The organism is Streptomyces gelaticus (genome assembly GCF_014649535.1).
GTDB classification, from domain to species: Bacteria; Actinomycetota; Actinomycetes; order Streptomycetales; family Streptomycetaceae; genus Streptomyces; species Streptomyces gelaticus.
Genome location: NZ_BMTF01000010.1, coordinates 1 through 23,024 on the forward strand (window position 1 = coordinate 1; position 23,024 = coordinate 23,024).

General features: G+C 70.6%; 26 protein-coding genes. 13 read left to right on the forward strand and 13 right to left on the reverse strand.

What is annotated here, in order from left to right; genetic code table 11:
- Positions 1-275 precede the first annotated feature (275 nt).
- Both IE107_RS16480 and IE107_RS16485 read right to left on the reverse strand, forming a co-directional pair.
- Positions 276-782 carry a flavin reductase family protein gene (locus IE107_RS16480; protein ID WP_189544531.1) on the reverse strand — a complete coding sequence of 169 codons (507 nt, stop codon included), beginning with the start codon at positions 780-782 and terminating at the stop codon, positions 276-278.
- Positions 783-983: 201 nt separating this feature from the next.
- The gene (locus tag IE107_RS16485; protein ID WP_229866994.1) at positions 984-1,310 is read right to left on the reverse strand and encodes a TlpA family protein disulfide reductase; all 327 of its coding nucleotides are present in this window, start codon (positions 1,308-1,310) and stop codon (positions 984-986) included.
- 218 nt (positions 1,311-1,528) lie between these two features.
- Between IE107_RS16485 and IE107_RS16490 the strand changes: the two genes are divergently transcribed.
- Complete coding sequence (locus IE107_RS16490; protein WP_189544533.1) at positions 1,529-2,251, forward strand: lysophospholipid acyltransferase family protein; 723 nt, start codon at positions 1,529-1,531, stop codon at positions 2,249-2,251.
- A gap of 241 nt (positions 2,252-2,492) precedes the next feature.
- On the opposite strand, the gene IE107_RS16495 is transcribed toward IE107_RS16490, so the two are convergent.
- From IE107_RS16495 to IE107_RS16505, 3 genes are read right to left on the reverse strand one after another with little or no spacing between them, the layout of a single operon-like run.
- Complete coding sequence (locus tag IE107_RS16495) at positions 2,493-3,572, reverse strand: threonine aldolase family protein (RefSeq protein ID WP_189544534.1); 1,080 nt, start codon at positions 3,570-3,572, stop codon at positions 2,493-2,495.
- On the reverse strand, positions 3,551-4,318 hold the full coding sequence (locus IE107_RS16500; RefSeq protein WP_189544535.1) for an SDR family NAD(P)-dependent oxidoreductase: 768 nt from the start codon (positions 4,316-4,318) through the stop codon (positions 3,551-3,553). The genes IE107_RS16495 and IE107_RS16500 overlap by 22 nt, the downstream gene beginning before the upstream one ends.
- Positions 4,319-4,344: 26 nt before the next feature.
- Positions 4,345-5,742, reverse strand: a complete 1,398-nt coding sequence (locus IE107_RS16505; protein WP_189544536.1) for a DUF6421 family protein — start codon at positions 5,740-5,742, stop codon at positions 4,345-4,347.
- A 317-nt stretch (positions 5,743-6,059) separates the two neighbouring features.
- Here IE107_RS16505 and IE107_RS16510 point away from each other — a divergent pair, with 317 nt between their 5' ends.
- Positions 6,060-6,710, forward strand: a complete 651-nt coding sequence (locus tag IE107_RS16510) for a glycerophosphodiester phosphodiesterase (protein ID WP_189544703.1) — start codon at positions 6,060-6,062, stop codon at positions 6,708-6,710.
- 25 nt (positions 6,711-6,735) lie between these two features.
- Here IE107_RS16510 and IE107_RS16515 read toward each other — a convergent pair whose 3' ends face one another.
- The gene (locus tag IE107_RS16515; protein ID WP_189544537.1) at positions 6,736-7,287 is read right to left on the reverse strand and encodes a GNAT family N-acetyltransferase; all 552 of its coding nucleotides are present in this window, start codon (positions 7,285-7,287) and stop codon (positions 6,736-6,738) included.
- Between the two features lie 77 nt (positions 7,288-7,364).
- On the opposite strand from IE107_RS16515, the gene IE107_RS16520 reads away from it, so the two are divergent.
- A complete protein-coding gene (locus IE107_RS16520) occupies positions 7,365-7,751 on the forward strand; it encodes a VOC family protein (RefSeq protein ID WP_189544538.1) in 387 nt (128 codons plus the stop codon).
- Here the strand turns inward: IE107_RS16520 and IE107_RS16525 are convergent.
- On the reverse strand, positions 7,748-9,160 hold the full coding sequence (locus tag IE107_RS16525; protein WP_189544539.1) for an aminotransferase-like domain-containing protein: 1,413 nt from the start codon (positions 9,158-9,160) through the stop codon (positions 7,748-7,750). The two genes, IE107_RS16520 and IE107_RS16525, sit on opposite strands and share 4 nt — an antisense overlap.
- Before the next feature lie 105 nt (positions 9,161-9,265).
- Between IE107_RS16525 and IE107_RS16530 the strand changes: the two genes are divergently transcribed.
- The 7 genes from IE107_RS16530 (at position 9,266) to IE107_RS16560 (ending at position 14,898) form a co-directional block, all read left to right on the forward strand.
- The gene (locus IE107_RS16530) at positions 9,266-10,519 is read left to right on the forward strand and encodes a Tm-1-like ATP-binding domain-containing protein (RefSeq protein WP_189544540.1); all 1,254 of its coding nucleotides are present in this window, start codon (positions 9,266-9,268) and stop codon (positions 10,517-10,519) included.
- Positions 10,520-10,570: 51 nt separating this feature from the next.
- The gene (locus IE107_RS16535) at positions 10,571-11,395 is read left to right on the forward strand and encodes a phosphoenolpyruvate hydrolase family protein (RefSeq protein WP_189544541.1); all 825 of its coding nucleotides are present in this window, start codon (positions 10,571-10,573) and stop codon (positions 11,393-11,395) included.
- A gap of 132 nt (positions 11,396-11,527) precedes the next feature.
- Positions 11,528-12,115, forward strand: a complete 588-nt coding sequence (locus IE107_RS16540) for a DUF5134 domain-containing protein (protein ID WP_189544542.1) — start codon at positions 11,528-11,530, stop codon at positions 12,113-12,115.
- 86 nt (positions 12,116-12,201) lie between these two features.
- Positions 12,202-13,137 carry a M56 family metallopeptidase gene (locus IE107_RS16545; RefSeq protein ID WP_189544543.1) on the forward strand — a complete coding sequence of 312 codons (936 nt, stop codon included), beginning with the start codon at positions 12,202-12,204 and terminating at the stop codon, positions 13,135-13,137.
- Positions 13,138-13,170: 33 nt separating this feature from the next.
- A complete protein-coding gene (locus IE107_RS16550) occupies positions 13,171-13,869 on the forward strand; it encodes a phosphatase PAP2 family protein (protein ID WP_189544544.1) in 699 nt (232 codons plus the stop codon).
- A 78-nt stretch (positions 13,870-13,947) separates the two neighbouring features.
- Positions 13,948-14,649: an HAD family hydrolase gene (locus IE107_RS16555; RefSeq protein ID WP_189544545.1), complete on the forward strand. Its 702-nt coding sequence runs from the start codon at positions 13,948-13,950 to the stop codon at positions 14,647-14,649.
- A 69-nt stretch (positions 14,650-14,718) separates the two neighbouring features.
- Positions 14,719-14,898: a hypothetical protein gene (locus IE107_RS16560; protein ID WP_189544546.1), complete on the forward strand. Its 180-nt coding sequence runs from the start codon at positions 14,719-14,721 to the stop codon at positions 14,896-14,898.
- 99 nt (positions 14,899-14,997) lie between these two features.
- Here the strand turns inward: IE107_RS16560 and IE107_RS16565 are convergent, their stop codons facing one another.
- Positions 14,998-16,488: an LVIVD repeat-containing protein gene (locus IE107_RS16565; protein WP_189544547.1), complete on the reverse strand. Its 1,491-nt coding sequence runs from the start codon at positions 16,486-16,488 to the stop codon at positions 14,998-15,000.
- Positions 16,489-16,645: 157 nt separating this feature from the next.
- On the opposite strand from IE107_RS16565, the gene IE107_RS16570 reads away from it, so the two are divergent.
- Together IE107_RS16570 and IE107_RS16575 are read left to right on the forward strand one after the other, a co-directional pair.
- Positions 16,646-17,332 carry a DUF305 domain-containing protein gene (locus IE107_RS16570; RefSeq protein WP_189544704.1) on the forward strand — a complete coding sequence of 229 codons (687 nt, stop codon included), beginning with the start codon at positions 16,646-16,648 and terminating at the stop codon, positions 17,330-17,332.
- Positions 17,333-17,408: 76 nt separating this feature from the next.
- Positions 17,409-18,830, forward strand: a complete 1,422-nt coding sequence (locus IE107_RS16575; protein ID WP_189544548.1) for an FAD-dependent oxidoreductase — start codon at positions 17,409-17,411, stop codon at positions 18,828-18,830.
- Positions 18,831-18,832: 2 nt separating this feature from the next.
- Here IE107_RS16575 and IE107_RS16580 read toward each other — a convergent pair whose 3' ends face one another.
- On the reverse strand, positions 18,833-19,213 hold the full coding sequence (locus IE107_RS16580; protein ID WP_189544549.1) for an ArsR/SmtB family transcription factor: 381 nt from the start codon (positions 19,211-19,213) through the stop codon (positions 18,833-18,835).
- A gap of 338 nt (positions 19,214-19,551) precedes the next feature.
- On the opposite strand from IE107_RS16580, the gene IE107_RS16585 reads away from it, so the two are divergent.
- On the forward strand, positions 19,552-19,788 hold the full coding sequence (locus IE107_RS16585; RefSeq protein ID WP_189544550.1) for an NAD(P)-dependent oxidoreductase: 237 nt from the start codon (positions 19,552-19,554) through the stop codon (positions 19,786-19,788).
- On the opposite strand, the gene IE107_RS16590 is transcribed toward IE107_RS16585, so the two are convergent.
- The 4 genes from IE107_RS16590 to IE107_RS16605 all read right to left on the reverse strand — a co-directional run bounded on the left by IE107_RS16590 (position 19,769) and on the right by IE107_RS16605 (position 22,957).
- On the reverse strand, positions 19,769-20,254 hold the full coding sequence (locus IE107_RS16590) for a DUF1877 family protein (protein ID WP_189544551.1): 486 nt from the start codon (positions 20,252-20,254) through the stop codon (positions 19,769-19,771). The two genes, IE107_RS16585 and IE107_RS16590, sit on opposite strands and share 20 nt — an antisense overlap.
- Positions 20,255-20,471: 217 nt before the next feature.
- A complete protein-coding gene (locus IE107_RS16595) occupies positions 20,472-21,569 on the reverse strand; it encodes an NADH:flavin oxidoreductase/NADH oxidase (protein WP_189544552.1) in 1,098 nt (365 codons plus the stop codon).
- Between the two features lie 129 nt (positions 21,570-21,698).
- On the reverse strand, positions 21,699-22,091 hold the full coding sequence (locus IE107_RS16600) for a hypothetical protein (RefSeq protein WP_189544553.1): 393 nt from the start codon (positions 22,089-22,091) through the stop codon (positions 21,699-21,701).
- 89 nt (positions 22,092-22,180) lie between these two features.
- Positions 22,181-22,957 (reverse strand): methyltransferase domain-containing protein, encoded by a 777-nt coding sequence (locus tag IE107_RS16605; protein WP_189544554.1) that lies wholly within the window; start codon positions 22,955-22,957, stop codon positions 22,181-22,183.
- Positions 22,958-23,024: the final 67 nt, after the last annotated feature.

Consider the following 23,024-nt stretch of genomic DNA (forward strand, 5'->3'; position numbering starts at 1 on the left):
AGGTCATCAGCGAAGTGCCGGTCGCCAGTGGCGTCGGGCACGTACTTCACACAGACAACGATCCTCAAGCTCACGCCGGCTCTCCTACTGCATCGTCATTTCTGGGCTGCCTTGTTGCACGCAGCATAGGCGCCTGATGGGGCGGTTTCCGGTCGGGTCGACCGATGCTCCGAAGGAAATATTACTAGTCAGTACACCCAGTGTTTCACCCATGAGCAAGCGCTCGGAACTGTGATCTGCCCAACGTACGGCGCCCAAGTGCCGCCTGGGCGGGATCAGTCCCGCAGAGCGTTGAAACGGCCCTGGTGATAGAGCAGCGGACGACCGCCCCCGGCCGGGTCACCGGCCACGGCCTGTGCGATCACGATCCGGTGGTCCCCCGCCGGGACCCGGGCGACCACGCGGCAGACCAGCCACGCGAGCACTCCGTCGAGCACCGGCACTCCTTCGGGCCCGCTGCGCCAATAGGTGGACGGGCCGAACCGGTCGGCGCCGCTGCGGGCGAAAGTGGCGGCCAGCTCCTGCTGGTGCTCGCCGAGTATGTGGATGCCGACGTGCTCGGCCTCGGCCAGGACCGGCCAGCTGGAGGACGAGGTGCCGACCCCGAAGGAGATCAGCGGCGGCTCGGCGGCGACGGAGTTGAGCGAGGTGGCGGTGAAGCCGACCGGCCGGTCACCCGCGGCGGTGATCACGGCGACACCGGCGGCATGCTGCCGGAAGACGGCGCGGAGCAGTTCGGGGGATGCCCGGCATGTGCTGCCGAGCTCGGGTGAAGCCGTCATGGAGATGTCTTTCCTTCTGCGGAAGAGGCCGTACGGGGCTGCGGTTGCTCAGGCACCCGGACAGCGCGCACTTGCGTGGCGGGCGAGATCCACATGGACCCGGCCGTAGAGAAGGAGTTCCGGCGGCACAGCGTCAGACTGACGATACGTGGTGGGCGCAGTCAAGAGCGTTCCGCAATGTGGGAGATGCGTCACGGTCCGTCACACCGCCTGCCCCAGCGCGGCGACCACGTCGACGGTGCGCGGCTGCCCGACCGCCCGGCGGACGATCCGGCCGGCCGCGTCGAGGACCAGCACGGTCGGTGTCCGGCTGATCCCCAGCTCCCGCACGAGGGTGAGATGCGCCTCGGCGTCGATCTCCACATGGGCCACGCCGTCCACCATGCGCGCCACCTCGCCGAGCGTGCGGCGGGTCGCCCGGCAGGGCTGGCAGAACGCACTGGAGAACTGCACCAGGGTGGCCCGCTCCCCCAGTTCGGCGCCGAGCCGGGCCGCGTCCAGCGGTCCTTCACGAGTCTGCCTGTCCACCCTCGGCCTCCTGTCAGAGCTCATCGCAAGAGGTCAGCGCCACCGGCCCGCGAGACATTCCCGGAGGTTCCACGTGACGAGAATCTCGCGGCCCGAGCCCTCGGAGACTGGCCACCACGTCGCGCATGGGGCACGATCAGCGCCATGCCGCAAACCTACGGCTGCGTAACTTCCGCCGGGAGAACCCTCCTCAGGCGCTGAAGAAGGGTCTTCCCCAGATGGCAGAACTCGTCTATCGGCCGGTCATCGGCGCCGCTCGTACGCTTTTCAAGGCGCTCGACCTGAAGATCGACACCCAGGGTTCCGAGCACATCCCGAAGACCGGTGGCGCGGTACTGGTGAGCAACCACATCAGCTATCTGGACTTCATCTTCACCGGGCTCGCGGCCCTGCCGCAGAAGCGACTCGTCCGTTTCATGGCGAAGGAGTCGGTCTTCCGGCACAAGGTCTCGGGACCGCTGATGCGCGGTATGAAGCACATCCCCGTCGACCGCAAGCAGGGCGAGGAGGCGTATGCGCACGCGCTCGCCTCGTTGCGCTCGGGCGAGATCGTCGGCGTGTTCCCCGAGGCCACCATCTCGGAGTCGTTCACACTGAAGAGCTTCAAGTCGGGTGCCGCCCGGCTCGCCCAGGAGGCCGGGGTGCCGCTGATCCCGATGGCGCTGTGGGGGACGCAGCGGCTGTGGACCAAGGGCCGGCCGCGCAATCTCAAGCGCAACCACGTGCCGGTGACGATCCGGGTCGGTGAGCCGGTGGAGGCACCCACCGACCAGTACGCGGGCGCGATCACCCGTCGGCTGCGGGAGCGGGTCCAGGAGCTCCTGGAGGCGGCCCAGCGCGCCTATCCGGTGCGCCCGAAGGACGCGAGCGACACCTGGTGGGTGCCCGCACACCTCGGAGGTACGGCCCCGACCGCCGCCGAGGTGCGGGAGAAGAGCTGACCCGGCCGGTTCGCGGTCACGGCCGAAACGTCACTCCGGGGTGCGGACGCCGCTCCGTGCCCCGGAGTGCGGCCCGCCCGGCTCAGAGCGCCGGTCGGACCGGCCACGCCGGGCGCTCCTCGTCGAGCGAGAACTGCGCGTCGACGCCCTGCTGGATCAGCTCCATGGTCGCCGAGCGTAGGTATGCGGCCGACCGCACGTCAATGACTTTCCGATCGACCGCATACCTATTCAGTTTTGGCTACTTCGCCATCTCTTCCTTCAGCGCGAGGACGAACGCGTCGACGTCGTCCTCCGTCGTGTCGAAGGCGCACATCCAGCGCACATCGCCGGCCGCCTCGTCCCAGAAGTAGAAGCGGAAGCGCTTCTGCAGCCGCTCGCTGACCTCGTGCGGCAGCCGGGCGAAGACGGCGTTGGCCTGGACGGGGTGGAGGATCTCCACCCCGTCCACCGCGCGCACGCCCTCGGCGAGCCGCTGGGCCATCTCGTTGGCATGCCGGGCGTTGCGCAGCCAGAGGTCTCCGGCGAGCAGCGCCTCCAGCTGTACGGAGACGAAGCGCATCTTCGACGCGAGCTGCATCGACAGCTTGCGCAGATGCTTCATGGCGCGGACGGCGTCCGGGTTCAGGACGACCACGGCCTCACCGAAGATCGCCCCGTTCTTCGTGCCGCCGAAGGACAGGACGTCGATGCCGACGGTGTTGGTGAACGTACGCATCGGTACGTCCAGCGACGCCGCGGCGTTGGCTATCCGAGCCCCGTCCAGATGGACCTTCATGCCGTGTCCGTGGGCGTGGTCGCAGATGGCACGGATCTCGTCCGGGGTGTAGACCGTGCCCAGCTCGGTGTTCTGGGTGATCGAGACGACCTGCGGCATGGCACGGTGCTCGTCGTCCCAGCCGTACGCCTGCCGGTCGATGAGTTCGGGGGTGAGCTTGCCGTCCGGGGTGGGCACGGTGAGCAGCTTGAGGCCCCCCACTCGCTCCGGGGCTCCGCCCTCGTCCACATTGATATGGGCGGACTCGGCACAGATCACGGCGCCCCAGCGGTCGGTCATCGCCTGGAGGGAGACGACGTTGGCGCCGGTTCCGTTGAACACCGGGAAGGCCTCGGCGGTGGGGCCGAAGTGACTGTGCATGACGCGCTGGAGGTGCTCGGTGTACTCGTCCTCGCCGTAGGCGATCTGGTGACCGCCGTTGGCGAGGGCGAGTGCCGCGAGGATCTCCGGGTGCGTGCCCGCGTAGTTGTCGCTGGCGAAACCGCGGATCTGCGGGTCGTGGTGGCGCCGCGCGTCGGTCCTTACGGTTGTGGGGTCAGCCACAGGCGCTTTCCGTTCACTTCCGGGGCGGGCCGGTCCCAGACGCCGGCGATGGCATCGGCCAGTTCCTTGACGTCGGTGAAGCCCGCGAATTTCGCATTCGGGCGCTCGGCGCGCATCGCGTCGTGCACCAGTGCCTTGACGACCAGGATCGCAGCCGCCGTCCTCGGCCCTTCGTCGCCCCCCGCCTTGCGGAACGCGTCCGCCAGCGCGAGCGTCCAGGCCTCGGCCGCCGCCTTCGACGCGGAATAGGCCGCGTTTCCCGCAGTGGGCTTGCTCGCCCCGGCCGCGCTGATCAGCACATAGCGACCCCGGTCGCTGCGCTGAAGCCCCTCCTGGAAGGCCAGCGAGGTGTGCTGGACCGTACGGATCAGCAGCTTCTCCAGCAGGTTCCAGTCGGCGAGGTCGGTCTCGGCGAAGCTCGCGCTGCCTCGCCAGCCGCCGACGAGGTGGACCAGGCCGTCGATCCGGCCGAATTCCTTCTCGGTCTTGTGCGCCCATTCACGGGCGGCATCGAGGTCCAGCAGATCGACCGTGTCACCGGTGACGGTGGCGCCGCCGTGGGCGTAGCGCGCGGCGTCGACCGCCTCGGCGAGGCGGGTGGCGTCCGCGTCGGAGGCGACGACGGTCGCTCCGGCCTCGGCGAGCCTCAGCAATGTGGCCCGGCCGGCCGGACCTGCGGCCCCGGCCACCGCAACCACGGCACCTTCGAGAGCACCGCTCCCGTTGCCCCTGCCGTTTCCGTTCATGGCCACCGCCTCCTCAGACCCGGCGCTCACGCGGCTGCCTGCTCGGCATCCGCGGCGGTGATCCCCTTGGTCGAGGCGATCACGTTCTTCAGCTTCTTGGAGAGCGCCTCATAGAACATGCTCAGGGGAAACTCGTCCGGAAGCACATCGTCGACGAGCTTACGCGGCGGCAGCGACAGGTCCAGTGCGTCCGGGCCCTTGGCCCAGCGGGAGCCCGGGTGCGGGGCGAGGTAGGTGGAGACCAGGTCGTACGCGGCGAACCAGTGGACGAGCTTGGGGCGGTCGATTCCGTCGCGGTAGAGCTTCTCGATCTCGGCGCAGAGCTGGTTGGTGATCTGCGGGGCCCGGTCCCAGTCGATCTTCAGCGTGTTGTCGGTCCAGCGGACCACGTCGTGCTTGTGGAGGTACGCGAAGAGCAGCTGGCCGCCGAGACCGTCGTAGTTGCGGACGCGCTCACCGGTGACGGGGAAGCGGAACATCCGGTCGAACAGCACGGCGTACTGCACGTCACGGCCCTGGGCGAAGCCGTCGGCCTCCAGTTTCACGGCCTCCTTGAAGGCGGTGAGGTCGCAGCGGAGCTCTTCGAGGCCGTACATCCAGAACGGCTGGCGCTGCTTGATCATGAAGGGGTCGAAGGGCAGGTCGCCGTGGCTGTGCGTCCGGTCGTGGACCATGTCCCAGAGCACGAAGGCCTGCTCGCAGCGCTGCTGGTCGGCAACCATGTCCCGGATGTCCTCGGGCAGCTCGACGCCGAGCAGTTCGACCGAGGCCTCGGTGACCCGGCGGAAGCGGGCCGCCTCGCGGTCGCAGAAGATGCCGCCCCAGCTGAAGCGCTCGGGGGCCTCGCGCACGGCGATGGTCTCCGGGAAGAGCACGGCGGAGTTGGTGTCGTAACCCGAGGTGAAGTCCTCGAAGGTGATGCCGCAGAACAGCGGGTTGTCATAACGGGTCGCTTCGAGCTCGGCCAGCCACTCGGGCCAGACCATCCGCAGCACGACCGCTTCGAGGTTGCGGTCCGGATTGCCGTTCTGCGTGTACATCGCGAAGACGACGAGGTGCTGCAGTCCGTCGGCGCGGTCCTTGGCCGGCTGGAAGGCGAGCAGCGAGTCGAGGAAGTCCGGCACACCGAAGCCGTCCTCGGCCCAGCGGCGCAGGTCCGCGGCGAGGGCACGGTGGTACGCGGCGTCGTGCGGGAGCAGCGGGGAGAGCTCCTCGACCGCGGCGATCACGCGGCCGAGCGTCGACCGGGCGGCCTGGGGGGACGGTGCGCCCTCGGCCTCGAAGTCGATGGAACCGTCCTTCGACTGCCAGGGGCGGATCTCCTCCACAGCATCCTTGAGCACGGGCCAGGCGGGATGGTCGACCACCCGCTGATCCGTGGCTATGCCGCCCGCAGCAGCGTCCTGCACAAGAATTTCCGTCATAACACTTCCTCCACAGGAGAACCTCGCGTTAAGCAACCGTATCCATGTGCGGTTCCTTGAGACAAGTGGGCCCCAGAAAATTATCCTGCCGACCCCCTTGGTCACCGCGATTCTTCCTGCGCGGACCGCTCCCGGCGGCTACTTCCGTCGGACGGGCGGGCGCGGCAGGTGTCCGCCCTCCCCCGCTCCCCCAGCGCCGTTAGGCTGCCGGAACGCCGTATGCCGTAGCGCCTCGTGGGTAGGAGCCGCACGCGGGAAGACACCGTCGACGGAAGCGGGTTGCCTTGTCTTTTCTCACCATCGGACATCGCGGAGTGATGGGTGTCGAGCCGGAGAACACCCTGCGCTCGTTCGTCCACGCCGAACGGGCCGGGATGGACGCGATCGAACTGGACCTTCATCTGAGCAAGGACGGCGAGCTGGCCGTGATGCACGACGCCGATGTGGACCGTACGACGGACGGCACGGGGCCGATCAACGAGAAGACCCTGTCCGAACTGCGGGAACTCGATGCCGGGCAGGGCGAGCGGGTGCCGTTCTTCGAGGAGGTGCTCGACGCCGTACGGTCCCCCGTGCAGGCCGAGATCAAGGACGCGGCCGCGGCCCGTGCCCTGGCGGAAGTGATACTGCGACGCGGTCTCACCGACCGGGTCGAGGTGTCCTCGTTCCATGACGAGGCGGTGGCCGAGATCGCCCGGCTGGTGCCGGGGGTACGGACCGTGCTCATCGCCAGCCGCTGGCAGGGCGATGTGGTGGACCGGGCGAAGGCGGTGGGGGCGGCGACGCTGGCGCTGAACATCCGCCGCCTCACCCTGGAGGTGACCGAACAGGCGCACGCCGAGGGGCTGAAGGTCATCGGCTGGGTGGTGAACACCCAGGACCATCTGCGACTGGCGCGCGCCCTGCGGCTGGACGGCGCGACCACCGACTACCCGGAGATCCGCCGAGCCGGCCGCTTCACCGCCTGATCACGGCCCAGGAGCCTTCCCCGGCTCAGGCCAGGTCTTTGACCAGCAGCTCGAAGGCGAGGTCGTCACGCTGCGGAACACCGAAGCGCTCGTCGCCGTACGGGAACGGGCTGAGCCTTCCCGTACGGCGGTAGCCGCGCCGCTCGTACCAGGCGATCAGCTCCTCGCGCACCGAGATCACGGTCATGTGCATCTCGCGCACCCCCCAGCCCTCCCGGACGGTGCGCTCGGCCTCGGCGATGATCACCTTGCCGAGCCCGGCCCCCTGCAGTTCGGGGCGGACCGCGAACATGCCGAAGTAGGCGGCGTCTCCACGGTGTTCGAGCTGGCAGCAGGCGATGAGCGCACCCTCGCGCTCCACCACGAGCATCCGGCTGCCGGATGCTCGAAGAACCTGCCGCACACCGTCCGGGTCCGTCCGCTGCCCCTGCAGGATGTCTGCCTCGGTGGTCCATCCGGCCCGGCTCGAATCCCCGCGGTACGCCGACTCGATCAGTGTCACCAGTGCGGGCACATCGGCGTCGGCAGCGTCGCGGAAGGTCAGCTGTGCCGGGTCCTGAGCGGGGGCTGTGTCCATGGCGGAAGCTCTCCGTTTCTGTGCTGTGGCCGTGCCGGAGCAGCGTAACCCGGCTGTCCCGAACTAGATTCGGGCGCATGGTTCATGTGCTGAGCAGCCGGATCCTGTTGCGCCCGGCCGACCCCGAGCGATCACGGATCTTCTACGGGGAGTCCCTCGGGCTGCCCGTCTACCGGGAGTTCGGCACCGGTCCCGAGCGGGGCACGGTCTACTTCCTCGGCGGAGGCTTCCTGGAGGTGTCCGGACGTGCCGCCGAACCGCCGGTGCCCGGCCTCGAACTGTGGATGCAGGTGGCGGACGTGCGGGCGGCGCGCGAAGAGCTGTCGGCCCGGGGCGTCGAGGTGCTGCGGGAGCCGGTGCGCGAGCCCTGGGGTCTCGTCGAGATGTGGATCCACGATCCGGACGGACACCGGATCGTCATGGTGGAAGTGCCGGCGGACCATCCGCTGCGGTATCGCCCCTAGAAGTCCTGGTGGCTTCGTCGCGCGCAGTCGATGAGCACGGGCAGAGCCTTCTCCAGGCTGCCGTCCCGGTCGGCGAACGGCAGTCGCACGTGGTGGCGGAAGCCGTCCACGGCGGAGAAGGCCGGCCCGGGGACGATCAGTACGCCTGCACGGCGGGCCAGTTGGGCGGTGGCCTCGGCATCGGCGCCGGGGATCTCCACCCAGAGCGCGGATCCCCCGTCGGGCTGTTCCCATCGCCAGCCGGTGTGCCGGTCACGCAGGAGCCGTTCGGTCTCCGCCAGGCGTTCGCGCAGCCGGGAGCGGCGCCGTGCCCGGGCCGCGGGCAGTTGCCGCAACAGCTTCACGGCCAGCATCTGGTCCACCACCGGGCAGGAGAGATCGACGGACTTCTTGATGTCGGCCAGGCGGCGGATGACGGTGGTGGAGGCGCGGATCCAGCCCAGCCGGAGGCCGCCCCAGAAGAGCTTGGACAGGGTGCCGACGGTGGCCGTGGCGGCGGGCGGCAGCAGGCCGGCCAGGGAGACCGGCGCGGCGTCGTGGTGCAGGGACAGTTCGGCACAGGCGTTGTCCTCCACCGTGTACAGGCCCTGTTCGGCCAGTACGGCGGCCCAGGCGCGGCGGGTGGGTTCGTCCATGCCGCGGCCGGTGGGGTTGTGGAGGGACGGCTGCAGATAGACGAGGCGCGGGCGGACGTGGCCGGCCAGCCGGGCCAGTGCGCCGGCGCCTCGGGCCCCGTCCGCGGGCAGCGGGACCAGCCGGGCGCCGCGGGAGCGCAGCGCTTCGAGGGCGCCGCGGTAGGTCGGATCCTCCACGATCACCGTGTCTCCGGGTTCGACCAGGCCCTGGGTGATCAGCCAGACGGCCTGCTGGGATCCGGAGGTCACCAGGATCTGTTCCGCAGTGGTCGGCAGGCCCGCCGACCGGTGGTACTCGGCGATCCCCTCGCGGAGTTCGGGCAGTCCGTACGGGAGGTAGCCGTCAGCGGCGAGCGCGGCGGTGAGTTCGCCGGCGGACAGGTCACCGACCGCCGCCGCGACCGCGGGCAGGCCGTCCAGCGCGCCGCTGGACAGGTCGATGCCGCCGTCTCTGGTCCCGAAGCTGGCCAGTCGTCCCTCGGTCGCGGGTTCGCCCATCGAGCCCGACCCCCGCAGCCGGGAACCGCTGCCCTGCCGGCTCTCCAGCCGTCCCTCGGCCTCCAGCAGACCGTACGCGGCGGTCACCGTACTGCGGCTGACCCCCAGCGCCGTCGCCAGGGCGCGCTGCGAGGGGAGCACCGTGCCCGGGGCCACGTCTCCGCGCTGCGCCAGTTCGCGCAGAGCCTGAGCCAGCCGTTGCGGCATCGCGCCCGTGCCTTCCTTGGACCACCCGGTCAGCAGGCGGGACAGCCGGGTGGGAGGAATCCGGTCCATGCTCCCCATCATCGCCCGCCGCAGGCCAATTGCCGTCAAGTGGTCTTTGCCGCCGTCCGAGCGCTCGCACATGATCGGGAGAACGCCGTTGCAAAGGAGCAGAACATGGCGACCGTGGTGCTCGTCGGGACACTGGACACCAAGGGAGCGGAGTACGCGTGGCTCTCGGCGCGGCTCCGTGAATCGGGATGCGACGTGGTGCTCGTCGATGCCGGAGTGATGCCGTCACCCGCGGGCACCCCCTCGGGTGACATCGACGCCGCGGCCGTCGCGCGCCGCGCCGGGCACGGCCTGGAGGCGCTGCGCGCCGCCGGGGACCGCGGTGCGGCGGTGACGGCCATGGCCGAGGGTGTCGAGCGGATCGTCGGTGATCTGCACCGCGAGGGACAGCTGCACGCGATACTGGCCGTGGCCGGGAGCGGTGGGTCGTTCATCGCCGCGCGTGCCATGCAGGCACTGCCCATCGGCGTTCCGAAGGTGCTGGTGTCCACCATGGCCAGCGGGGACGTTTCGCCGTACGTGGGCAGCAGCGACATCACCATGATGTACAGCGTGGTCGACATGGCGGGGATCAATTCCGTGTCGTCGCAGATCCTGGGCAACGCGGCGGCCGCGGCGGCCGGCATGGCCATCCACCACGAGCAGAGCCTGAAGCGGTCGGAGCCCCAGGGGCGTCCGCTCATCGGCGCCAGCATGTTCGGCGTCACCACGGCCGCGGTCGACGCCGCCCGTCGGCGGCTGGACGAGCTGGGCTACGAGGTCCTGGTCTTCCACGCCACCGGCGCGGGCGGCCGGGCACTGGAGAAGCTCATCTCGGGTGGGTTCCTCGCCGGTGTCCTGGACCTGACCACGACCGAGCTCGCGGACGAGCTGGTCGGCGGCGTGCTGAGCGCCGGCCCCGACCGGCTCACCGCGGCGGGCCGGGCCGGCGTGCCGCAGGTGGTCGCGCCCGGCGCACTGGACATGGTCAACTTCGGCCCCGCCGACACCGTCCCGGAACGCTTCGCGGATCGCCACCTGCTCGTGCACAACCCCACCGTCACCCTGATGCGCACCACGGCCGAGGAGATGGCCGGACTCGGCGCCTCCATGGGACACAAGCTGGCCTCGGCGCAGGGCCCGACGGCGGTCCTGTGGCCACTGGGCGGTGTCTCCGCCGTGGACGCCCCGGGCGGCCCGTTCCACGACCCGGAGGCCGACGCGGCCGGACTGGCGTCCCTGCGCAGCGCCCTGCGGGGCAGCGCCGTCGATCTGCGTGAGATCGGCGCCCACCTCAACGACCCGTCGTTCGCCGTCGCCGCCGCCGACCACCTCCACCAGCTGATCAGCGCCCGGAGCCGTTCGCACCCGAACGTCTGAGCCCGCAGAGTCCGAGCAGCGAGAACACACCCACCGAACAGGAGCCCATCAGTGAACCGCAAGCAAGCCCTGGCCCGCCTGACCGAGCAGGTCCGGGCCGGCCGGGCCGTCATCGGCGCGGGCGCAGGCACCGGCCTGTCCGCCAAGTGCGCGGAGGCCGGCGGCGCCGACCTGCTGATCATCTACAACTCCGGCCGGTACCGGATGGCCGGCCGGGGCTCGCTCGCGGGCCTGCTGCCTTACGGAGACGCCAACGCCATCGTGCTCGACATGGCAGGCGAGGTCCTGCCCGTGGTGCGGGACGTACCCGTGCTCGCGGGGGTGTGCGGCACCGACCCGTTCCGGATCATGGGCAACTTCCTCGACCAGTTGAAGGCCGTCGGCTTCACCGGTGTACAGAACTTCCCCACCGTCGGGCTGTACGACGGCAGGTTCCGCGAGAACCTCGAAGAGACCGGCATGGGCTTCGGCCTGGAGATCGACATGATCCGCCAGGCCCACGAACGCGATCTGCTCACCGCGCCCTATGTGTTCGACCCCGAACAGGCCGCCGAGATGGCGCGGGTGGGTGCCGACGTACTCGTCCCGCACGTCGGGCTGACCACCAAGGGTTCCATCGGCGCCTCGACCGCGCTCACGCTCGATCAGGCCGCCACCGCCGTGCAGGAGATGCACGACGCGGCCAAGCGCGTCAATCCCGACATCGTCGTGCTGTGTCACGGCGGGCCGATAGCCGAACCCGAGGACGCCCGTTACGTCCTGGAACACACTTCCGGGATCGCCGGGTTCTTCGGTGCCTCGTCCATGGAACGGCTGCCCACGGAGCGCGCCATCACCGAGCAGGCGCGCGCCTTCAAGTCGCTGACGCTCGGCTGACGAGGGGCGGAATGCACAGCGCGCGGCGGGAACACTCCCCCCGCGCGCTCCCCTTGTACTCCAGTGCGCCGCGTACGACGTTCCTGGTCCGGGCATCGATCTGGAGCGTGCGGCAATTGGGGGTGGTGCGCTGTGCACGGACCGGCGATGTCGGGCTGGCTGCTGATGGCGTTGTGCGCGATGACGGGTGCGTACTGCCTGCTGCGCACCCGCAGCGAGACCGGCGAGGGGCGCAGAACGGCGCGTGCGGAGGCCCTGATGGGTTTCGGCATGGCCGCCATGGCCGTGCCGGCGGCCGTCGTGACACCCCCTTCGTGGGCATGGGCGGTGTACGCGGTGCTGTTCGGCGCGGCTTCGCTGCGCGCGCTGTGGTTCTCCCGGCGCAGCGGGCACCATCTGCACCACCTGGTCGGGTCGGCGGCCATGGTCTACATGGCTCTGACGATGGCGCCCGACGGCGGCGCGGCACACGCCGGGCATGCGGGCCACGGGGTCGCGGCGTCGGCGGGGGGCTTTCCCCTGCTGACCGGGCTGCTGCTGGCCTACTACGCGATGTACGTGCTGCGGTCGGGTACCCGGCTGATACCCGTGGCCGCCGGGGGTACCGCGACGGGCAGGGGCGGTGGCCCCGGGGGCTCCTGGGCCGCGCGGCCCGAGCTGGCGCTCGCCTGCCGGCTCACGATGGGGATGGCCATGTTCGCGATGCTGCTCACTTTGTGAGACAGCCGGCCGGGCAAACCGTGGTGTGCGTCACTTGCCGTGCACAGCCATACCCGTGGGTACCGCACCCCTCATAGGCTGCTGTCATGTTGGTCTCCCTCGCACTGCTGCTGCTCGGTGCACTGGCCGCCGTCCTGACCCCACGGCTGATGGCCAGGGCCCGGTGGCCGGAGCGCGAGCCCGTGGTGGCGCTGTGGGTGTGGCAGTGCGTGGTGGCCGGGGTGTTGCTCTCCTTCGCGCTCTCCATGACGTTCAGCGCGGCCGCCGCCTGGCAGGCGGTGCGCGGCCATGTGTTCGCACCGGCGCCGCGTGCCGTGGTGGAGGCGTACGCGCTGGGCGGGCACGGGCAGTGGTCGGCCGCCATGGCCGTGGTCCTGGCGCTCGGCGGGGTGTGGTCGGCGGTGATGCTGACCCGGGAGATCCACCGGGCCCAGGTGCGTCGCAGGCAGCGGCGTGCCGAACTGCTGGTGCGTGCCCCGCTGATGCCCGGCGAGGAGCCCGGCAGCGGCCGTCTCGTCGTGCTGGAGGGAGAGCGTCCGGACGCCTGGTGGCTGCCGGGCGCGGCGCCCCAACTGGTCATCACCACCACGGCACTCCGGCGCCTGAAAGGCCGTCAGCTGGATGCGGTACTGGCCCATGAGCAGGGTCATGCGAAGGCGCGGCACGACTGGCTGCTGCACTGTTCCGGCGCGCTGGCGACCGGGTTCCCGCAGGTGCCGGTGTTCGCGGCCTTCCGCGACGAGATGCACCGGCTGGTCGAACTGGCCGCGGACGATGTGGCGTCGAAGCGTTTCGGCCGGCTGACGATTGCCCTGGCCCTGGTGGAACTCAACGAGGACCGGGGTGTGTTCGGCCCCTCCTCGGCGCCGGACGCACAGCTGCCGCTGCGGGTGAACCGGCTGCTGACTCCGGCGGAGCGGCTCACTGCCGGCCGTCGGCTCCGGCTGACCGCGGCGGCCGCGCTGGTGCCGGTGGTTCCGCTTCTGGTGGCCTTCATTCCGGGACTCAGTGCGCTGCGATAGCCAGGGGCGGCGGCCGTCCGCGAAGATCGCCCCATGCCGTCCTCGCTGCTCTCCCCGCCGGCCCGAGCCCGTTCCCGTGTCACACCTTTCGGGGCGGGTGCGGTCTGCGCGCTTCTCGCGCTGGTCGTACTGATCCTCGTCGCGGTGCGCTGGCCGCCGCTGATGAGGCTCGACCGTGCTGTCGCGGAGGCCCTGCACCGCAGGGCGGTGACCGAACCCGGCCTGGTGCGCCTCAACCGGATCCTGACCGACTGGGCATGGGATCCGTGGACCATGCGCGCGCTGATCGCGGTGGCCGTGGTGGTGCTGTGGTGGCGCGGGGCGCGGTTGCTCGCGGTGTGGGTGGCGGCGACGAGCGCGCTGGGCACCGTGGTTCAGCAGGGGCTGAAGTCCGCGGTCGGCCGGGAACGGCCGCGCTGGCCCGATCCGGTGGACTCTGCCCATTACGCGGCGTTCCCCTCGGGTCACGCAATGACGGCGATGGTGAGCTGCGGTCTGCTGCTCTGGCTGCTGCACCGGTACGGCGCCGGGCCCCGGCTGTGGCGGACCGCGCTGGCCGCGGCCTGCCTCTCGGTCGTGGGGGTGGGTCTGACCCGGCTCTATCTGGGGGTGCACTGGCTGAGCGACGTACTGGGTGGCTGGCTGCTGGGGGCGGCCCTGGTCGCCTTCTCGATCGACGGGTTCAACCGGTACGAGCGGCGCGGCGGGCGACCCCGGCCCCTTGGTCCCTGAACCGGCCCCGTACCGCAGCGCCCGTACCGCAACCGGGCGGCCTTGTCGCGGTGCCGCGCACCGGGGAGGATCGCAGACATGCAGATCAAGGGTGTGCTCTTCGACTTCTCCGGAACCCTCTTCCGCATCGAGCCGGTCCGGTCCTGGCTGAGCGCGGTCCTTGCCGAGCAGGGGGTGACGGTGGGCGAGGCCGACTTCGAACGGTACGTACGCGAGCTGACGGCCGCCGGGGCACTGCCGGGCGGCCCGTCCCCCGAACACATCCCCGCCCGGCTCGCCGCCGCCTGGGCCACCCGTGACGAGAACGCGGAGCTGCACCGCGAGGTGTACACCGGGCTGGCCCGGCAGGTGGAGCTGCCGGATCCCGGACTGTACGACGCGCTGTACGAACGGCACCTGACGCCCGCCGCCTGGCGGCCGTACCCGGACGCGGCGGAGGTGCTCGGCGCGCTGCACGACAACGGCGTCCGGATCGGCGTGGTCAGCAACATCGGCTGGGACCTGAGGCCGGTCTTCCGGGCGCACGGCCTGGACCACCTGATCGATGCCTATGTGCTGTCGTACGAGCACGGTGTGCAGAAGCCGGACTCACGGCTCTTCCGCACGGCCTGCACACTTCTCGGGCTGGATCCGGCGGATGTGGTAATGGTCGGCGACGACCGGCACGCGGACGGCGGAGCCGCCGCGCTGGGTTGTGACGTGCGGTTTGTGCATCATCTGCCGGTGGAGGAGCGGCCCGACGGACTGCGGACGCTCGGACTGGTCCCGGGCGTTGCCTGACAGACATGTGAGAGATGTCCCTGACGCCCAATGGGTCTGATTGTCACATCGGGGCCTTAGCCTGTAGGCATGTCCCGTTCTCCGCGCTCCTCCGACTCCACGCGCACTGCCGCCGAGGTGAACAAAGAGATCCGCGATCTGTGGCAGCGGTCGGGCGGCCGCCTGTCCCCGGAGGACGAGGAGCAGTACCAGCGCCTGCTGGTGGAGTGGGCCGCGGCTACGGGGGGCACCGCCAGGACCGCCGCCTGACGCGGCGCGGCGCCCCGCGGAGCGGGGGAACCGCCCTGCGGGACGCCTTCGGTGCTCGATGGAGTCGGCTTGCGCCGGCCAGGTGGAGGATCCGGCCGGTCAGCGGTCGAAGTACTCCGGCTGCGTCTGCACATTGAGCTCGTCCAGCCGGACGCGCTTCGCCGGGTCGGTCCGCCGGTCGTCGAGCTTCAGGACGTCGAAGCCCTTGGCTATGTCGTTGGAGTAGATGTAGCCGTTGTAGTAGTAGGCCGACCAGGGGCCGGCGGTGGTGACGGCGTCGGTGCTGACCGGGCCGCGCTCGAAGTAGCCGATCTCCTTCGGCTTCGACGAGTCGGTGAAGTCCCACACCGACACCCCGCCCTGATACCAGGCCTGGACCATCAGATCGCGGCCCTCGACCGGGATGATCGAACCGTTGTGGGCGACGCAGACCTCGGTGTCGGCCTGCGGACGGTCGATCTTGAAGTAGCTGCGGAAGACCAGCTTGCGGTGGTCTCCCCTGCCGACGATGTCGTAGATGCCGTTGGCACCGCGCTTCGGGCCGATCTCCTCGTTGCAGGTGGCCGCGCCACCGCCGCCGAGTTCATCGGTGAAGACGACCTTGTCCGTCGTCTGGTTGAACGTCGCCGAGTGCCAGAAGGCGAAGTTCACATTGTCCTGCACCCGGTCGATGATCTTCGGGTTCTCCGGGTCCTTGATGGAGAACAGCAGTCCGTCGCCCATGCAGGCGCCGGCGGCCAGATCCTTCGAGGGCAGCACGGTGATGTCGTGGCAGCCGGTGGTCTTGGAGACACCCGGGTTCTCCGGCGCACCCGGGTTGCCGCCGTCCGGGAAGAGCACCGGGAAGTTCACGACCGCGGCCTTCTCGGGCGCGTCGCGCGGCACCTTGATGACGGAGATCCCGTCGTGCGGCGGCTGGCAGTCGGGGAACGTCGCGCTCGGTGAGTACGAGGAGACGTACACGTACACATTCTTGCGCTCGGGGACCAGGGTGTGGGTGTGCGATCCGCACGCCGTCTCGACGGCGGCTACGTACTTCGGGTTGCGCTTGTCGCTGATGTCGAAGACCTTCATGCCCTCCCAGGAGGACTTCTCCGTGGCGGGCTGGGTGGTGCTGGAGCAGGAGTTGTCGCTGCGCGAGGAGTCGGTGGACAGGAAGAGCAGGTTGCCCGAGACCGAGATGTCGTTCTGGGAGCCCGGGCAGAGGACCTGCGCGACCGTCTTCGGGGACCTGGGGTTGCCGATGTCGAAGATCCGGAAGCCGTCGTAGTTTCCGGCGAAGGCGTACTTCCCCTGGAAGGCCAGGTCCGTGTTGAGGCCCTTGAGCGCGTCCTTCGGAACGTTGGCCAGGTGGGTGATGTTGTCGCTGTGGACGATCTCGTCCACGCCGGGTACCTCGCCGCTCCTGATGGCGGCCGTGGCTTCGGCCCGCTGCGCGGCGGAGACACCGGTCGGGGCCGCGGCCGTGTCACCGGGGTCGGGCGTCGCGGCCGCGGGTCCGGCCATCAGCAAAGTGGCCAGCAGGCCGGCGGCGGCCGCCGCCACACCCAGGCGTCTGCGCCGCACCGGGCTCGTGTGCAACGAATTCACTGCGTCCTCCCATGGATCCGAACGTAGTTGAACGGTTCACGGACCCCGGCAGTATCGTCCCTCCCACGGTGATCCCAACAGATGGCAACAGAGACGTAATGAAAGTTTCCGATCACCGCAGTGCGGAAGTGTGTCAGGACGAATGGCAACCGCCCATATGGCCATGGAGGTCCACTTGTTGATCCGCCGTCAGACCATGTGTGTCAGCAGATCCGTTCTCGTCGCGGCGGTCGTGTCCGCCGCCCTCGCCCTCGCCGCGTGCGATGCGGGGAACCGGGGAACCCACACGAAGGCGCAGGCCGGCGGGGGTCCTTCGGTGGTGGCGCCAGGAAAGCCGGGCGAGCCCGCACGAACCCTCTCCGCCGAGGAGGCCGCGAAGGCCGCCGGGGACGACACACCCAACTCGGCCGACTACCGCTATGCGCAGATGATGATCCAACACCACGCCCAGGCCCTGGAGTTGACCGCGCTCGTCCCGTCCCGCTCCGGTTCCTCCTCGGTCAAACGGCTCGCCGAGCGCATCACGGCGAGCCAGCAGCCGGAGATCGGCGCCATGGAAGGGTGGCTCACACACCACGGCGGCGACCGGCGAAAGTCCGCCCATGACCACGCGGCGATGCCCGGCATGGCGACCCCGGCGCAGCTGAAGGAGCTGCGCAAGGCGGACGGAACGGCCTTCGACAAGCTCTTCCTCGCATTGATGATCACCCACCACCAAGGAGCGATCACGATGGCGACCGACGTGCTCGCGGAGGGAAACAACGTACAGATCGAGGAGATGGCCGGGGACGTCGTCGCCCAGCAGACGGTGGAGATCAACAGAATGCGCACGATGTCGTCCTGACGCGGTCCCGGGCGCGCCTCTCCCCCGCTCCGGCCGCCGGTGCCATGCTGGAGGGATCTCCGGGAAGAGGTGCGCCGTGCTCCGTGTCGCCGTCGTCGGCTCAGGTCCCAGCGGGGTCTACACCGCTCAGGCCCTGGTCGCACAGGACCGGGTCCCCGACGTCCGGGTCCATGTGCTGGACCGGCTCCCCTGCCCGTACGGCCTGGTGCGCTACGGGGTCGCCCCGGACCACGAGAAGATCAAGTCGCTGCAGAACAGCCTGCGGACCGTTCTGGAGCACGAGCGGGTCACCTTCCTCGGGAATGTCGAGGTGGGCGGGGGCGGGATCCCGCCCGAGCGGCTCGGCGAGCTCTACGACGCGGTGGTCTACTGCGTCGGGGCCGCGACCGACCGCGCGCTCGCCGTCCCCGGCGAGAATCTGCCCGGCAGCTGCTCCGCCACCGAGTTCGTCTCCTGGTACAGCGCACACCCCGACGCGGCCGCCGCCGGCTTCGCGCTCCGGGCACGTTCGGTCGTGGTGATCGGGGCCGGCAATGTGGCGGTGGACGTGGCGCGGATTCTGGCGCGCGGTGCGCGGGAGCTGCGCCCCACCGACGTACCGCCCGGTGCACTCGGCGCGCTGGCCGGCAGCCGGGTACACGAGATCCACATGGCGGGCAGGCGCGGGCCGTCACAGGCCAGGTTCACGACCAAGGAACTGCGCGAGCTGGGCGGGCTGCCACAGGCCCGGGTCGTGGTGGACGAAGCGGAGCTCGCCCGCGATCCGGCGTACGCCGATCCGTCCGATCCCTCCGCACGGGTCCCCGCCCTGTCCTCGCCTCCGAACGCGCCGCCCCTGACGGCGGCGGCGCGGCGCAATGTGGAAGTCCTGCGCGGATGGGCCGCCGGTGGCGGAGGCGCGGGCACTGGCGGGCATCCGCTGCGCACCATCCACCTGCGGTTCTTTCTGCGCCCCGTCGAACTGCTGGAGCGGGACGGCCGGGTGGCCGGGGTGCGGTTCGCCCGTACGGTGCCGGACGGCAGCGGCGGCGTGCGCGACGCCGGTACGTACGAGGACATCCCCGCCCAGCTCGTGCTGCGGGCGATCGGCTACCGCGGGGTTCCGCTGCCCGGCCTGCCCTTCGACCCGGTGCGCGGTACGGTGCCGCATCTGGCGGGGCGGGTGCTGCGGGACGGGGTGCCGTCGCCCGGGGAGTACGTCGCCGGGTGGATCAAGCGGGGACCGACCGGGGTGATCGGCTCGAACCGGTCGTGCGCGAAGGAGACGGTGGCTTCGCTGCTCGACGATGTCCCACTGCTCGCCGGGCGCCCCTCGGCACCCGATCCGGTGGCGGCGCTGCGGGCGTGGGGGCTGCGTCCGGTGGAGTGGGACGGCTGGCTGTCGATCGAGCGGGCGGAGGCGGCGCTGGGCCGGTCGCTGGGCCGGGAGCGGGCGAAGATCCCGGACTGGGCGGGGCTGCTGAGCGCCGCGCGGAGTGGCGGCCGGGACCGCCGGTGAGGCTACCGGTCCTCGCCGGTGCGCTGGTCCTGGCGGTTCGCCGCGTCGAGGACGCGGTCGAGGAGCCCGGGGAACAGCGCCTCCAGGTCCTCTCGCCGCAGGCCGTTCATCTTGGCCGTGCCGCGGTAGCACTGCTGGATGATCCCGCTGTCGCGCAGCACCCGGAAGTGGTGCGTGGACGTCGACTTGGACACCGGGAGATCGAAACGGGAACAGGTGAGCTCGGACTCGGCTGCGGCCAGCTCGCGGACGATCCGCAGTCGCATCGGGTCGGAGAGCGCGTGGAGCACCGCCTCGATACGGATCTCGTCGCGCGCGGGGTGGTCGAGCACACGACCGCCGACCTCGGTGGCGCTTGTGGCAGGGGCGCTGGCGGGTGTCACGACGGCTCCACTTCCTGGGACTGTTCCGGTTCCACGAGGGGACCGTTCCGGTCTTCCATAATACGAGACTCGTCGTAGTTCGACATTCACCGGAGGGCGGGCCTGTCACGCGCAGAACAGCGGGCCCGTCGCGCTGCAGTCGGTGCGGCCCGTACGCGATGCCGCCCCGCAGGCGTCGACGAGCTCGTCCATGTGGGCCTCTGCCCAACTGTGCGCCATGTCCGGCCGGCGGAGCAGGCTCCGGCCGAGCGGGGTCAGTTCGCAGGCGTGCCGCGCCTCTCCGGCGATTTCCGCGGGAATTCCGCCCCTTCGGCCTCGGCACCGCCGCCGGTACGGCGGTGCTGCGCACCGCACCCGCCGGGCTGGACCGGCTGGTCGTCAGCCCGGCCGGAGGGTTCGACCAGGACGGCGCGCGCTCCGGCCGGTACACCACCGCCGCAGTGGACCCGGAAGCCCGGATCCCCTACAGCGACTTCGCCGTCGCTCTGCGGGACGAGGCCGATGCCATCTCGACGTCGACTCCACCCTCGTCCGTGACCGGCACGCGACCACGTCTCAAGCCCACACCGCCTTGACCACTGCGTGACCTGCTGAAGCCGCCCGCCCGTAGAACCCCTGGAGGTCCTTGTGATGGTCGAGGAACTCCCGCCCGACCTGAGCATCTTCCCGGGCGCGGCCGCCGGCGACGTTCCAGAACTCGTCGAAAGGGACAGTCGCGAGGAAGTCTGCGGCCTGTGACACCCCAGGCGGCTCCAGAATCATCAGGGGCGGGTCGGAGGGGTCGGCGTCAGCCGTGTGTGCCACGGGGCGGCCGCCGTAGATCGGCAACATCCAGGACTCGGCGGCGTCTGCATCGAGGACACCGGCTGTGGCGTAGAAGTCATTGACGGAGCCGAAGACCTTGTCGATCGAGTTGGCAATACCTGCCGCGTACTCGTCGGGGTGGTTGTCCCAGGCCTCGGACATGAACGCCGCAAGCCAGGTGTGGTCGTCCCGGATCTCGGATTCCGCGACGGCGCGAAAGTGCAGATGGATGCTCACCGCGACGAGTCCCCCGTTTCGGCGGCCCGGCTGTCGGGCCGAACGGACAGAACCTACTCCCCAGCAGATCGGTGTGTCCGCGCGGCCGGGGTTGCTGCGCCTCACCGCGTTACCCTCCTCGACGAAACACGGGGCGGGCACGCCGCACCGGCCCGGCCGGCCCCGTGACGCTGCGCGTCGTGCAGGACCGGCCGGGCCGGTGCGGCAGGCGGAGTGGTCAGACCGCGCGGAGATACTGCTCCGGCTTGCGGAGTTCACCGCCCAGTTCGCGGGCCGCCTCCTGCGCCCACGACGGGCTGCGCAGCAGCTCGCGCCCGAGGAGGACGGCGTCCGCCCGCCCCTCGGTGATGATCTTCTCGGCCTGCTGCGGCTCGGTGATCAGGCCCACCGCCGCCACCGGGAGCGAGGTCTCGGTCCGGACCCGCTCGGCGAAGGGGACCTGGTACCCCGGCCCGGTCGCGACGCGGGCACGCGGGGCGTTTCCGCCGCTGGAGACGTCCAGCAGGTCGACCCCGTGAGCCTGGAGCTGCGCGGCCAGCCGCACGGTCTCGTCGACCGTCCAGCCCTCGCGCTCGTCCTCGTCGTTCTCCGTGAGCCAGTCCGTCGCGGAGATCCGGAAGAAGACGGGCAGTTCGTCCGGCCAGACCTCGCGCACCGCGTCGACGACCTGCAACGCGAGGCGGACGCGGTTCTCGAAGCTGCCGCCGTACTCGTCGGTGCGCCGGTTGCTGTGCGGGGAGAGGAACTGTCCGATGAGGTAGCCGTGGGCGCCGTGCACCTCGGCGACCTCGAAGCCAGCGTCGAGAGCGCGGCGCGCGGCCTCACGGAAGCGGTCGACGATGCCCTGGATCTCGTCCGTGGTCAGCTCGTGCGGCACGGGGTGACCGTCGTCGAACGGCAGCGGGCTGGGGGCGACGGGCGTCCAGCCGTGCGCCTCGGGCCCCACGGGGTGGCCGCCCAGCCAGGGGGCCGCCGTGGACGCCTTGCGCCCGGCGTGTGCGAGCTGGATGCCCGCGACGGCCCCCTGCCCCTTGATGAATCGCGTGATCCGGCGGAGCGAGGCGACCTGGGTGTCGTTCCAGATGCCGAGGTCGCCGGGGCTGATCCGGCCCTCGGGGCTGACGGCCGTGGCCTCGGTGAGGATGAGCCCGGTCCCCCCTGTGGCGCGGGCCGCGAGGTGGGCGAAGTGCCAGTCGGTCGCGACACCCGCGTCCGGCCCGTCCGGTGCGGCGCTGTACTGGCACATGGGCGCCATCCAGATTCGGTTGGGGATGACGAGCGACCGCAGGGTGTAGGGCTCGAAGAGGGCACTCACGTCGGACTCCGTTTCGGGGGGTGCGGAAGGATCGCTAGTACGATACATCCCGTACTACGACGCCCGTCAAATTACGACGCCTCTCGTACTAGTTCCGGGCCGGGACGGATGCAAGTCGGCCGAGCGGCGTCAGTCGGCGTTCCTGGCACGCCGCCGGAGCGTGATCTCGGCCTCCGCGTCGTATCCCTGGGTCCAGTTGCGTCCGGCGGCCGACTTCCAGGTGACGTGGACGGTCGCACCGTCGGCCCTGACGCCGTCCACCGTCATGCCCCGGTCACCGTCCCGCACGTCCCCCCGGCGCAGCTCGCGCGCCTTGAGCGTGACGGGCTGCGCCGACCCCGCGCCGTCGGCCTCGTCCGCCGCACGGGCCAGCGCCGCCGCCAGCTCGCGGGCGCGGTCGGGGTTGCAGATCAGCGACACCCCGCCCGAGGGCGCCGCGGCCCTGATCTCGACCCGCGTTCCGACAGGGTTCACCTCCAGGGCCGCCCCTCGCCCCTCGGCGTCCTCGATCCCTCTCGTCATCGCCCCGCTCCTCCCTTCGCCCGGCCGGTTCGCCGGGCCCGTAAAGCCTGAGGTTCTCGGGGCCGACCGTGCCACATCCGGAGCGGACCCTACGACTCGGCCACGACGATGTAGAGCGTCACGGCCGCCAGGAAGGGGCCGTCGGAAAGGTGGTCCAGCCACCGTCGCGCCGACTCCTCGGTGAAGTATCCGGCGTCGGCGGCGCGGCGCGCGGTGCGCTCCAGACCGAGAATCCCGTCGGCTGCCCGGACGTCCCGGAAGACGGGGGTGACCGGTACGACCCCGGGCACGGAGAATCCCGCGTCCGCCGCCAGTCGGGCCAGCTGGCTGCCGATGCGGGCGTTGCGGACGGCTTCGTGCGTGACGTACTGGGTGTAGGCGCGCGACAGACCGCTGTCCGGATGATCGACCGTCAGGGTGCCCCAGTCCGGTTCGCCCATGACGAGCCGTCCGCCCGGCCTGAGCACGCGCCGGGCTTCGCCGAGCGCTCGGGCGGGATCGTCGACGTGCTGGAGGACCCGGTCGGTACGGGCCCGGTCGACGCAGTGGTCCGGCAGTGGCAGCTGGTGGACGTCTCCGAGCCGCACGGTCACGTTGCTCCGCTCCGCGCTGCGGTCCCGGGCGGCGTCGACCGAGGCCCGGTCGTGGTCGATGCCGATCACCTGGCCCGTCGCGGTGACGGCCTCGGCGAGCGCGCCGAGATCGGTGCCGGGTCCGCAGCCGAGGTCGAGCGCCGTATCGCCCGGCCGGACTCCGAGCTCGTCGAGCATGTGTCTCTTGTAGGACCGGCCCGGACCGGTGGCGGCGACCCGGTCCAGGTAGGCGAACGCGTCGGGGGTGGCAGTCTCGAACACCGATGAGGTCATGCGCGCCAGTGAAGCAGGGACGGCCACCGCCCGGGCACGGGTATTGCATTGCGGGCCGGCCGGGGTG